The organism is Pedobacter borealis DSM 19626 (assembly GCF_000708285.2).
In the GTDB taxonomy this organism is placed as follows: domain Bacteria; phylum Bacteroidota; class Bacteroidia; order Sphingobacteriales; family Sphingobacteriaceae; genus Pedobacter; species Pedobacter borealis.
The window spans coordinates 1-13,161 of the sequence record NZ_JAUG01000116.1 but is presented as its reverse complement, the minus strand read 5'-3'; the positions used below and the strand labels follow the sequence as shown (position 1 = coordinate 13,161).

The following is a 13,161-nucleotide window of genomic DNA, read 5'->3' as shown; positions in this document are numbered from 1 at the left end:
TATATCTTATTTACGCCTAATCCCGCTTTATCGTCCTGCTGAATTTATTTCAGCATCTTTTTAGCGTGAAAGACCCTGAAATAAATTCAGGGTGACGACCGTCTTAACAGAAAACTTGATTAAAACGCCACAAAATGAGATTTAATAATCGAACTCAGGTTAATAATAAAAACGGACAAACAAAACAGGTAGATTTCCCGAGTGATGGCTATTTTGAAAAACTTGAACAGGTTAAGATTGACCACTTGGGGATCAATCAAATTATTATTTCAGCCCAAACTATTGATCTTGACGAAAAAAAGGGAATAGACTGGAACGATCCAAAACAGATTATAATCTTATCTCCTGATGGACAAAAAAGAACACAGTTAACAGATAATAAACTCTTCGTAAGAACTTGGGTGGTTAACAAGCAAACAGGGGCTATTGTTGTTACAGGTCACACCGACTCAAACAACAATAACAAGTACGACAAAACCGAAATCTCAATTTACGACTTAAAAACGCTGAAACAGATTAGTAAAATTTGAGAGAAGCTTGACATATAAATAAAGCTTTCTACAACCATATCTTTAATACCTATACCTCTATCAAAACTGATCAAATAACAAAATATGTTAAACCGATTATTACCCTTCGCATTCATCTCAATTATTTTTTCTGCCTGCGCACAAAAAGATATAAAACAGTTTGTAGCAGAAGAACGGGTTGATATCCATACCATATCGCCAGATTCGACTGATTTCTCTGAATTGCATGCCATTGGAAAGGCAATTGGCGATTCGAGGGTGGTGATGTTGGGCGAACAGGATCATGGCGACTCACCAACTTTTCTAGCGAAAACAAGATTGGTTAAATATCTTCATGAACAGAAAGGATTCAATGTTTTGGCCTTTGAGAGTGACTTTTTTGCATTGAATGAGGGTTGGGATCAACTGGAAAAACAACAGTCTAAAATTGACCCATTCCTCTTGGGCAATATTTTTAGTGTATGGACCAAATGTAATTCCTGTGATGATTTATTGTACCATTATGTGCCAAAAACTTTTAGAGATAAAAAACCACTTACCATATCTGGTTTCGATAATCAAGTACATGGGCTTTACAGCGCCACAAATTTGAAAACATTTATTGACAATTATCTAAAACTGAAAAAGATAAACTACACGAATACTGAAAAATATAAAATAGATTTTCTTTCCTTTATCGATTCAATAAAGTATAATAAAAATCTTCAAAAACAGCGAAATTTTAAGGAAGCATTACAACAAATTAACCGTGAACTTTCCGTAACTGATACTACCACTTTTGAAACCATGCTACTTAAAAGCTTAAACGCCTTAACGAAAAGTGAGATTTCTTTTTTAAGCAAGGGTGGTGATTACAACCAAATTAGAGATAAACAAATGGCTGAGAATTTAAAATGGCTCTTAAAATACAAGTTTCCAAAAGAAAAAATAATTGTTTGGGCGCATAATGCGCATATCCTTAAACATCCCGAGCTAATAAAAAAATCGAAACGGCATACTGGGAATGAGATGAAAACGATGGGCAATTTTTTCACAACAGATCAACAGCTAAACGAACAAACTTATATCTTAGGTTTTAACTCCAGAGTTGGAACCTCTGGTATAGTTACCATCGAAAAAAAGTATGCTGCAGAGCCACCAGCGAAGAACAGTTTCGAAACCTGGATTCCTGAAACTGTACCCTATTCTTTTGTAAACTTTAAGCAGTTTCGTGAAGAAAATCCAGACAATAAAAAATATTTTCTGATGAAGGGTATATATCATTTTACTGATTCTGCATCGTGGACGGATATTTACGATGGCATTTTTTATATTCGGGAGATGTATCCTTGTGCCTTAGTGGTTAAATAAATTATAAAAAAACCGCTTTTAGGCTAATAGCTTCACCGAAGAACAAAATCAATCCTTTTAGAATACGCTCATGAAAATCTACATCAATGGTACTTTAGATGCCCATATGAGCGCAACTGGTACTATTGCTCCTAACGGCACATTTCAGATTTCGAGAAGCTGGGATGCCAACAGAGGTTTTAACGGTCAGTTTGATGAAATGCGGGTTTGGAAATCGGCATTGGCACAGTCGACAATTTCGGCCAATAAATGTAGTGTAAGTGCCAAAAGCACCAACTTAGAGGCATATTGGAAATTCGACGAAGGTACTGGAACCACCATTGCAGATGCAACAGGCCATGGCCACACCGCAAATTTGCTTAACATGGAGAGTACTGATTGGTCTACTACCGTTCCTTGTTTATTGGTGCTCTTTTATAACCGTTAAATTACCTAAGAGGTTGTCTCATAAACATTGAATTTTCATCCTAGGGGACATTTATCGAGAGGTCGTCATTGCGAAGCCAATTTTTCATTGGATGAAGCAATCTTTATAGCAGGGCTCGCAAGCATGAAAGATTGTTTTGTCGTTCCTCCTCGCAATGACGATCTTTCTATTAGATCTATAAATGACAGCCTGCAGCAAAAATGCACCTCAAGCTCATTATGATACAGCCACTTTTAAAATCCCCATCTTCGTTTTCTTATACGCTTTTCTATAGTAAAGCGTTTCTATAGTTTAGGTTTTAGCTTCAAATCAATATTATATCGATTTAGCGATTTGCTTACTAGCATACCATTTCTATCTTTGTAACCGTTATCTTTGCACGGATACAGATATAGATTTAGAAAACTGTGATTTTTTTTCATGATTAAAATAACAAAACTGTACTCGTTTTTGTCCCCTTTTTGGAATAGGATGTGTAATAGCACCCATAGACACTATTTGAAGGTAGAATATAATTTTTAATTTTAAACGCTTAATTTTACCCGAATGGATATCTTATCATACCTGTTAGAACTCTTGCAGCAACGCAAAGAAGTTGGTATTACCGGCTTGGGCACCTTTTATAAAAAAAAATACCCAGGAAGATACGATAAGGAAAAACAAACGTTTTTGCCTCCCGGATATACGCTGCAGTTTTCAGCAGAAGTAACAGAAGAAGACGCTTTAGCCAATTTCATTTCAGCTAAAACAAACATCAGTAACGATGATGCCCGCAATCACATTGCCAAGTTTGTTGAAGAAATAAATCAAAAATTAGAGTTAGACCATGAGGTCGAACTGCAGAATACTGGTCGCTTATTTTTTACCGAACAAGGATTAGGTTTCGAACCGGTCAAAAACATGAACTACGGTTCTGAATTTTACGGACTTCCATCATTGGCAGAAACCGTAATTGAGGAAATAAAAACTGATTCACCTCAACAAGAGGAAGAAGTTTACGACGAAATTGCTGAAGCACCAGTGGTACCATCTCCATTTGAGAATAAATCATACCAGGCTCCGGTAATCGAAAATGTAGAATTGGACGAAGTTAAAGATGATCTTAAAAACACTTTAAAACATTCAGAAACTCCTTCAGAAGAAATTGTTGAAGCACCGGAATTTATTAAGGAACAGCATGAAGAACATCCTAACCGTTTTGGTCATACACCAGAATCGGAAGTAGAACATATCGCCGCCGAACATCAGGCAATTGAAACACCTGAATCTACTGAAGCACAAGATGAAGCAAATACTGCTGAAAATACACCTAAAGAAGAGGTAGAAAATACTAATGCTGAAGCTGTAGAGGTTCCTGAATCAGTTGTGGCACAGCATGAAGAGCATCCAGACCGTTTTGGTCACACGCCAGAGTCGGAAGTAGAAAATATCGCTGTTGAACAACCCGCTATTGAAACGCCTGAATCTGACGATGCACAAGACGAAGTAATTGCTACAGAAAATGCCTCAGCACCTGAAGAAATCAATACCGTGGAGGCACCAGAAACAGTTGTCCCGCAAACTGAACCTTCGAGCCGTTTCTCGCTTAGGTCGGAAACGGAGGAACCTAAAACATACATCAATTTAGAAGACGAAGCTAAAAAAGAAGAACCTGTAATTGAGGCCCCTGCATTTATAAAAGAGCAACATGCAGAGCACCCTAACCGTTTTGGTCACGATCCAATTGAACATAGAGACGAAACACGACAAGGTATGTCCACCTGGTTGATGATTACAATTGCAGTGTTAGCTTTGGCTGTTATTGCAGCGATAACCTATTTGGTTAAACCAGAATTATTTACTGGTGAAACAGCTCAAGCAGTAAAACCTGCACAAGTAATTGTCGATTCGCCGAAGGTTGTTGTTGATACCCTAAAAGCAAAACAGGATTCTATAGCCAAAACAGATAGCATTTTAAAAGCCAATCAGGTTCAGAAAAAATCAGATACGGTTAAAAAAGTAGCTGCAAAACCTGCGTTTAAACCTATTGTAGAAGCACCAAAAGAAAATAAAATTGTACCAAACACCGGTCCTTCTACGTTTGATGTTATTGCTGCATCTTATAAAACCGTTGCGGGAGCCGAAAAATATATTGCCATAGTTAAAACCAGAGGATTAAATGCGAAAATTGCAAATATGGCTGGGCCATGGAAAAAAGTAAGCATTGCGAGTTTTAAAACACAAAAAGAGGCCGAGGAGCAGAAAGATATTTTGCAGAAAAAACTAAAGGGAAAAGGGTTTTACGTACAACAAATATTTAACAACACACAACCATAATGATAACTTTATTAATTCAGGACACCACACAAGCATTACAAGACACCGCAAATGCGGTTAACCAAGCAGTAACACAACCACAGCCAGAACTACATTTTATCGATCTGCTTTTTAAAGGCGGCTGGGTAATGGTTCCATTGGCTTTTTTAGCATTGTTAGCCTTAGTTATTTTTTTTGAACGTTATTTAACCATTAAAAAAGCAACCAAAGACGAATCGAACCTAATGGGTCAGATCAGGTCGTATATCCAATCAGGAAATTTAGAGGGCGCAATGTCGCTTTTAAGAAATAATAACTCTCCCCTTTCGCGCATGTTGCAAAAAGGTTTAAAACGCATTGGCCGCCCAATTAAAGATATTGAAGGTGCGATTGAAAATGTTGGTAAATTAGAGGTTTCTAAATTAGAGAAGAACATCAGTATATTGGGTATTGTTGCAGGTATTGCACCAATGCTTGGTTTCGTAGGTACAATTGTGGGAGTAATTACCATTTTCCACCAGGTATCAATAAAAGGTGCGATTGAAATCGGAACCATTTCCGGCGGTTTATATACCAAAATGATTACTTCTGCAACAGGACTGATTATCGGTATTATCGCTTACGTACTGTATCACATTTTAAACATTATGGTCGAAAAAATCATCCTTAAAATGGAAACCGATGCAATTGATTTTATTGATTTACTAGAAGAACCAGGCAAATAATGAATTTACGCAAAAGAACAAAAGGATCGGTAGAAGTACATACTTCAGCGTTGAACGATATTATGTTCTTCCTGATGCTGTTTTTCTTATTGGCCTCTGCCGTGGTAAATCCTACCGTGGTTAAATTGTTGTTGCCACAATCATCCAGCGGACAGCAATCGACCGCCAAGAAAGCAGTTACCGTTACGATAGACGAAAATTTAAAATATTTCGTTGAAAAGAAACCAGTTAGCATTGAAGAATTAGAGCCAACATTGGCATCATACCAAAAATTGGCACCAGATATGACCATTCTTTTATATGTATCGCGTAATGTGACTTATCAGGATGGATTTGTGGTAAACGATATTGCCAATAAATTAAAATTAAAACTTGTTGTAGCCGTTGAGCCTAAAAAATAATGAACTACAAAGCACAAATACCTAACGAGGAAAATAATTACCCTAAGGCCATTGCCATAGCAAGCGGAATTATGGGCTTTTTATTGTTGATCAGCTTTTTTATTGTGATTGGCTCGTTCCAGCCACCTGAAGAAGTGGGTATGGGTGGTATGGTTGTAAATTATGGAACTTCAGCAGAAGGAATGGGCGATGATTATACCAGCATTGAAGAACCATCGGCAGATCCAAATGCCAATGGTAAAGCGCCTGATAAGGTAACGCCGGAAGAAAAAGTGACCCCAACTACCGCTACCGAAAATACTGAAAAGGAAATTCAGACACAAAATACAGAAGATGCCATTGCCGTAAATACCAAACCTACAAAACCGACTACTGCAGCACCAACTCCGGTAACTGAAGATAAGCCGTCTAAACCGGTGATTAATCAAAACGCACTTTACAAAGGCAAAAAGAATACTGGTCAGGGCCAGGGAGATGGAACTGGAAAAACACCAGGAAACCAAGGTGATAAAGATGGAGATCCATTGGCATCAAATTATGGAGAAGGTGGTTCTGGAAATGGTAATGTACAGTTATCATTAGCCAGCAGAAAATTCATCGATATCCCTAGAATTCAGGATGATGGACAAAGTGCAGGAAAAATTGCCGTTCAAATCCGCGTAGATAAAAATGGTAAAGTGGTTCAGGCCCGTGCAGGTGCAAAAGGCACTACCCTATCTGATTTAGCACTTTGGCGGAAATGTGAACAGGCGGTATTAGGTGCGAGCTTAAACAAATTAGAATCAGCTCCCGATGTACAAACCGGGATTGTAATGTTCAACTTTAAAGTGAAATAAAAAAATATCCATGGTCTGTGTCTTCACAGACCATTTTTTTTGCGTTATCATTTATTGTGCTGTCAGATATTACTATCTGACAGAAGACTTATCTCCTCAAAATTTTCGACAAACAATTATAACCTGATTATCGATCAGATGGTAATATCTAACAGCATATCCATCACCCAAACAAATTACTCGCTTAAGTAATTAATCAACATAGTTTAACGAGCTATCGAATCAAGGTAACCGATCCCTTTTTAATTATTCTTTTATTTTCCTGAGTTGTAAACGATGCCACCCAAAAATAGACTCCTACGGGAACTGGTTGCCCTTTATAATCACCGTTCCAAGCGTCATATAATTTATTTGAAGAAAAGATAACTACTCCCCTTCTATCAAAAATCTGCATCTGAAAATTAAAAGCCCTACTTCCCTCTTTCGCTTTAAAATCATCATTTATATTATCCGAATTGGGACTGAAAGCATTCGGAAATGAAATGTCGTTACAGGCTTCTGTTTCTAAAGAAACATTTAACTCATCAACAATACAGCCATTAAGTTTGAGTATCGAAAAGGTGTAGTTACCTTCGTATAAACCCGAAAAAACGTAATTACCTGGATAAACTACTCCATTATACTTGATGTTATAATCAGCTGAACGGCTACCAATAGAAAATGAGATTTCCCCAGTTAAATCGCAAACAGGATTTTTTGCATTAATCGAAGTGTAGGGTTTGGTTAAGGAATAATCTGGAACCACAACAGTTCGATATTCTGCTGGTGCACCACCAGATGCTTTTACTTCAATATCGTAGCTCCCCGGACTAAGCATATTAAAAACACCGGTATTATTTGATATTGAATTGTTAAGGGTAAAGGTATAAGTTTCAGGGATTGGTGGACAATTAACTTTTATAAAGCCTTTTCCAAGAACATTACATTCGGCAAGCATCTCGATACTATTGATAACAATTGGACAGGGTTCGTATACTAGCTTTTTATTTAATTCATCAACAATACAGCCATTAAGCTTTAAAATGGTAAAATTGTAATCTCCTTCAATTAAATCTGAAAAAATATGGTTGCCCGGATAAACTAGTCCTCTATATTTCACATTATAATCAGATGAATTACTACCTATTAAAAATGATATTTCTCCCTTCAGATCGCAAGCAGGATTCTTAGCATTAATCTTTGTAAGCGGTTTAGTTAAAGAATAATCAGGTACTTCAATAGTCCTATATGCTGCTGGCGCACCACCAGATGCTTTAACCTCAATTGTGTAACTACCGGGATCAAGCATATTAAAAACACCGGTATTATTTGATACTGAATTATTAAGTGTAAATGTATAGGTTTCTGGAATTGGTGGGCAATTAACTTTTATAAAGCCTTTTCCAAGAACATTACATTCGGGTTGGATTTCGATATCGCTTATAACTATTGAACAGGCTTCATAAACCAAGGTGATATCATACTCATCAATCAAACAGCCATCTTTATTGAGAATAACAAAATGATAATTGCCCACTTCTAGGTTAGTGAATTGATAATCATAGGGCAAAACATCATTTTTAAATTTTATCCTATAATCATTACTACCGGCAAAAGCATTAAATTGAATATTTCCTTTAGCGGCACAAGCTGGATTTATTTTAGCAAAAGAAAATTCTGGTTGTAGTTGCTTGTAATCTGGCACAATTATGTCGGTTTCTAATTCATCTTCATCAGAAATAATTTTAATATGATAGGGCCCGGGAATTAAATCTTTGAATATTCCGGTGGTATTGCTTAAACCATTATTTAAGATATAAGTATAAGCTGCTACATGTGGCTTTGTTAAGACACTAATTATTCCTTTGTGAAAAACATCACATTGTTGTTTTACCTCAGCCTTATCGAATTGGATTTTACATTTATCCCGTCCAACAACAAGGTCCTGTTCATCAACCTTGCATCCATATTTATTCACAATTTCAAAGTGATTCGTATTACCACTTATTAAATTAGAGAATGTACTATTTAAAGGATACAACTTCCCATTGTATCTGATTTGATAGCTGCTGTTTTGTTCAGGAGTATTAAAAGTAATTTCACCAAGGGTTTCACAAAGCTGATTTTTGATGTGCCAGTTGTAAATAGGTTTTATCAAATTAACCTCAGGAACATCAACAGTTGTAGTATAGGAATCAGATGCAGAACTGATAGAAAGTGTATACTGACCTTTTGATAAACCAACAAATTTACCTGTTGTATTGGTAACTCCGTTTAAAGTATAGGTAAAATCTTCAATATGCGGGGTCGTAATCACATCGACATTGGCTGTGTTTCCTGAGGCGCAATCTTGATTTATATCTACCCTTTCGAATTCTATTCCAATAATACTACCATCTTCTACCATACTTGCAGCATCAAGAACAGTATATGGAAGCGTTCCCACTACACCAACCATTTTTTGGTTTTCTATATCAAACTCGATAATATTGGTTTGGGTGCCTAAATATTGCAATCCATAAACGGTGTTTTTTCTGAGGCCAGTTGAAACACTAACGATCCCATAAAGGGACATATTTGCAGGCAATGGAATATGAAGGGTACTTTTATTAGGTTCTTTAACATTAATCTTCACTATCCCTTGATATGCTGCCATATAAAGATCTTTTTTATAAAAACAGACATCTCCTGTAGGTGAATAATTTAGTAAACCTAAAGCCTCTGATTTTCCCGTATTAATATCTGTATTGAATAAATAACCAGAACAATAATATAACTTATTATCCGCGCCAAGGGTAAGTGAATTTGAGCCAGACATACCTAAAAATAAACGCCTGCAATTTTCAATACTGTTCTCTTTTACATCCGCAGTGTATATTTCTGAATTTCTAAACCAAAACAAATTATTCCTGTTCATTGCGATTGAAAAATACTGATCACCAGGTGAACATCCGACTATTTTTGTAGATTTTACCCCTTCACTTGTAAATTCAACCTTGTAAAGGTCGCTTGCCCCCTTAGAATAATCTATAGAACTTACATAAAAAGTTTGAGCTGCAAGTTTGAAACAACAAGATAGGAGTACGAAGAGAATTAGACTAATTTTATTAATCATTATTATTGAGACCGTTAAATATCGGCAAATATAACAACATAACCTTACAAATTAAATTGCTATAAAACACTTTTAAAGTAATCACCTAACTTTAATATTAAAAACTTAGAAATACTAGGTTTAATAAAATCTGCCCATTTCATTTCATAATAACTCCAGTCAACTTATATTTGATGCAAATTATGAACTACCAACAAACGCTTGATTTTTTATACAGTAAACTCCCCATGTTTACCCGTGTTGGCGCATCCGCTTTCAAAAAAGATTTAACCAATACCATTATCCTTTGCGAAGCACTGGATAATCCGCAGGATAAATTTAAAAGTATCCATGTGGCGGGTACAAATGGAAAGGGATCTACCTCACACATGCTGGCTTCGGTACTGCAATCGCAAGGATATAAAACAGGATTGTACACCTCTCCCCATTTGAAAGATTTCCGCGAACGCATCCGCATAAATGGAAAAATGATCAGCAAAACTGAAGTGGTATCATTTGTAAAGGAGCAGCAGAAACTCATCGAAAAAACCGAGCCTTCATTTTTTGAGGTAACCGTTGCCTTGGCATTCGATCATTTTGCAAAACATGAGGTTGATGTGGCCATAATTGAGGTGGGTTTAGGCGGAAGGTTAGATTCGACCAATATCATTACACCGCAAATTTCGGTCATCACTAATATCAGCCTTGATCACATGAATATGCTGGGCAATACGCTTACCGAAATCGCTCGTGAAAAGGCAGGCATCATTAAAATGAATATCCCGGTTGTAATCGGCGAAACACAAGCAGAATCGGCTCCAGTTTTTATCAGTAAGGCAAAAGAAGTAGGTGCTCCAATTGTTTTTGCTAATGCGAAGTTAAGCGCTCAGGATTTTAAGATCAGGAACAATAAACTTTCCCTATCTGTTTATCAGAATAGTGAAATTAAATACAAGGATCTTCAAAGCGATCTTACCGGCGTTTACCAGCACAAAAACATTTTAACCGTTTTAAAAACCCTCGCTGTACTTAACGAGAAAACAGAAATTAAAATTAATCAGGAAGCGATTTATAAAGGAATAAGCCAGGTTAAAAAGCAAACCGGTTTACAGGGGCGTTGGCAAACCTTGAGTAAAAATCCTTTAGTGATTTGCGACACCGGCCATAATGAAGCTGGCATTGCCGAGGTAATCAAAAACATCGCACAAACCCCTTATCAAAACCTACATATTGTTTTTGGTATGGTTAAGGACAAAGATATTTCGAAAGTTTTATCCTTGATGCCTAAAAATGCGACTTATTATTTCTGCAAACCAGATTTAGAACGTGGTTTAGCAGCAGATGAACTTAAAGAACAGGCTGCAACATTTAACTTAAAAGGAAACAGTTATGCATCGGTAATCGAGGCAAAAGAAAAGGCTATTCAATATGCCGATTCAAAAGATCTGGTTTTTATTGGCGGAAGTACATTTGTAGTGGCCGAAGCGATATAAAATCTTTACACAAACTTCAAAGTAGCTTTACCTAAATTTATTACTTTAGCCCTTTAACTAAAACACAATGAAGAAAATATCCTGTCTAATCTTTTCCATTTCTATTTTTTCGATCGCACTCACCTCAGCTCAGACTAAAAAACCTTCCACAGCACAACCTAAAGCATTCCCTGCCGAGGTGGCCCGTCCTAAATTGGTGGTTGGCTTAGTGGTTGATCAAATGCGTTGGGATTATTTATATCGCTACTATAACCGCTATACCAATGGTGGCTTTAAAAGATTAATTAATGAAGGTTTTTCTGTAGAAAATACTTTTATTCCTTATACACCAACCTATACGGCCTGTGGCCATACCTGCATTTATACAGGTTCTGTTCCGGCAGTTCATGGCATTATTGGTAACGATTGGTACGATCCTGAAACCAAAAAAAATGTATACTGTACTGAAGATTCTTCTGTATCTACCGTTGGGAGTACACCATCTTCTGAAGGAAATATGTCGCCAAAAAATATGCTAACCACTACCATTACCGATGAACTAAGGTTAGCTACAAATTTTAGAGGTAAAGTAATTGGTATTTCATTAAAAGACAGGGGGTCGATCCTTCCTGCTGGCCACGCGGCAAATGCAGCATATTGGTATCAGGGTAGCACCGGAAACTGGATTACCAGTACTTATTACATGAAAGAAGTGCCAACATGGATTGCCGATTACAATAAATTGAAATTGGCAAACAAGTTCTATGCAAAAAACTGGGAAACATTGTATCCAATGAATACCTATGTTAATAGCACAGCAGATGAGAAAGCATACGAAGGCAAAGCGAGCACATTCCCTCATCAGCTCACCCAAAATATTGATAAAAACTTCGATGCCATCAGAAGCACGCCTTATGGTAATACCATCACGTTAGATCTTGCCAAATTAGCGATCCTTTCTGAAGATTTAGGACAAGATAACATTACCGATTTCTTAGCGGTAAGTTGCTCATCTACTGATTATGTTGGTCACGCGTATGGTCCAAACTCAGTAGAAGCAGAAGACACTTATTTACGTTTGGATAAAGATTTCGAAGAGTTTTTCAACTACCTGGATAAAAAAGTAGGTAAAGGAAATTACACCGTATTTTTAACTGCCGATCATGGTGCTGCGCATGTACCAGGCTTTATGCAAGAAAATAAATTGCCTTCGGGCGTAGTGAGTGACCGTGATATCGCAAACAAATTAAATGCTTACTTAAATGATAAATTTAAAGTAAACAATGTGGTTTTAAAATCTCAGAACAATCAGATCATTTTCGATCATGATAAAACCGATAAAGGTGATGTAAGTTTTGATGTAATTAAATCGGCATCTGTAGAATTCTTAAAAAGACTAGACGGTTTCCAAAATGCAGTTGATATTGCTAAAATATCGCAAAGCACACTTCAGGAAATCCAGAAAAAGATGATTACCAATGGATACAATGCGCGCAGAAGCGGTGATATCTACTATGTTTTACAACCAAACTGGTTTAACGGTGGCAGCACAGGTACCACACACGGAAACTGGAACCCATACGATTCGCACATTCCATTGGTTTTTATGGGCTGGGGAATCAAAGCTGGAGCATCCAATAAAACACATTACATGACTGATATTGCACCAACGCTGGCTGCGCTACTCCATATTCAGATGCCAAATGGTAATGTTGGAGAACCGATCACAGAGATCACCAATAAATAATTTAAAAAACTATGCTCACCAGCATAGTTTTTTGTTTTAACGCAATAGTGATAGGTCCCTAAAAAGTATCGTCATTGCGAGGCACGAAGCAATCTTAAAGCGCTCGCTACTAGCGATAGTTGTAAGATTGCTTCGTCGGCTGAAAAAGCCTCCTCGCAATGACGACCATTTGTGGAGAGTCATTTCCTTTAAATTACGCTGTCATCCATAATGATTTTTATGCAGTAAATTATCCCTACCATTGATGTTATTTTACAAACTACTAATAATCAACATTTTAACCAACTTTGTGTTTCCGCCCAACT

10 protein-coding genes are annotated in these 13,161 nt (G+C 36.9%); 9 read left to right on the top strand and 1 reads right to left on the bottom strand.

The genetic code is table 11. The features are described 5' to 3' along the window. Positions 1–134 precede the first annotated feature (134 nt). From AW17_RS21375 to AW17_RS21345, 7 genes are all read left to right on the top strand, one after another. Positions 135–530 carry a hypothetical protein gene (locus AW17_RS21375; RefSeq protein ID WP_029279923.1) on the top strand — a complete coding sequence of 132 codons (396 nt, stop codon included), beginning with the start codon at positions 135–137 and terminating at the stop codon, positions 528–530. Positions 531–614: 84 nt separating this feature from the next. Beyond that, the gene (locus tag AW17_RS21370; RefSeq protein ID WP_029279921.1) at positions 615–1,880 is read left to right on the top strand and encodes an erythromycin esterase family protein; all 1,266 of its coding nucleotides are present in this window, start codon (positions 615–617) and stop codon (positions 1,878–1,880) included. Positions 1,881–1,950: 70 nt separating this feature from the next. Beyond that, the gene (locus tag AW17_RS21365; RefSeq protein ID WP_029279919.1) at positions 1,951–2,307 is read left to right on the top strand and encodes a LamG-like jellyroll fold domain-containing protein; all 357 of its coding nucleotides are present in this window, start codon (positions 1,951–1,953) and stop codon (positions 2,305–2,307) included. A gap of 546 nt (positions 2,308–2,853) precedes the next feature. Then, positions 2,854–4,623 (top strand): HU domain-containing protein, encoded by a 1,770-nt coding sequence (locus tag AW17_RS21360; protein ID WP_029279917.1) that lies wholly within the window; start codon positions 2,854–2,856, stop codon positions 4,621–4,623. After that, on the top strand, positions 4,623–5,327 hold the full coding sequence (locus tag AW17_RS21355; RefSeq protein ID WP_029279915.1) for a MotA/TolQ/ExbB proton channel family protein: 705 nt from the start codon (positions 4,623–4,625) through the stop codon (positions 5,325–5,327). Before AW17_RS21360 ends, AW17_RS21355 begins: the two co-directional genes overlap by 1 nt. Further along, a complete protein-coding gene (locus tag AW17_RS21350; RefSeq protein WP_025144642.1) occupies positions 5,327–5,728 on the top strand; it encodes an ExbD/TolR family protein in 402 nt (133 codons plus the stop codon). Before AW17_RS21355 ends, AW17_RS21350 begins: the two co-directional genes overlap by 1 nt. Continuing rightward, the gene (locus tag AW17_RS21345; protein WP_029279912.1) at positions 5,728–6,564 is read left to right on the top strand and encodes an energy transducer TonB; all 837 of its coding nucleotides are present in this window, start codon (positions 5,728–5,730) and stop codon (positions 6,562–6,564) included. The genes AW17_RS21350 and AW17_RS21345 overlap by 1 nt, the downstream gene beginning before the upstream one ends. A gap of 214 nt (positions 6,565–6,778) precedes the next feature. Here AW17_RS21345 and AW17_RS21340 read toward each other — a convergent pair whose 3' ends face one another. Next, entirely contained in the window at positions 6,779–9,658 is a 2,880-nt protein-coding gene (locus AW17_RS21340; protein WP_029279910.1) for a T9SS type B sorting domain-containing protein, read from the bottom strand. Between the two features lie 182 nt (positions 9,659–9,840). On the opposite strand from AW17_RS21340, the gene AW17_RS21335 reads away from it, so the two are divergent. Together AW17_RS21335 and pafA are read left to right on the top strand one after the other, a co-directional pair. Beyond that, positions 9,841–11,130 carry a bifunctional folylpolyglutamate synthase/dihydrofolate synthase gene (locus AW17_RS21335; RefSeq protein WP_029279908.1) on the top strand — a complete coding sequence of 430 codons (1,290 nt, stop codon included), beginning with the start codon at positions 9,841–9,843 and terminating at the stop codon, positions 11,128–11,130. Positions 11,131–11,197: 67 nt separating this feature from the next. Then, positions 11,198–12,856, top strand: a complete 1,659-nt coding sequence (pafA, locus tag AW17_RS21330; RefSeq protein ID WP_029279906.1) for an alkaline phosphatase PafA — start codon at positions 11,198–11,200, stop codon at positions 12,854–12,856. Positions 12,857–13,161 lie beyond the last annotated feature (305 nt).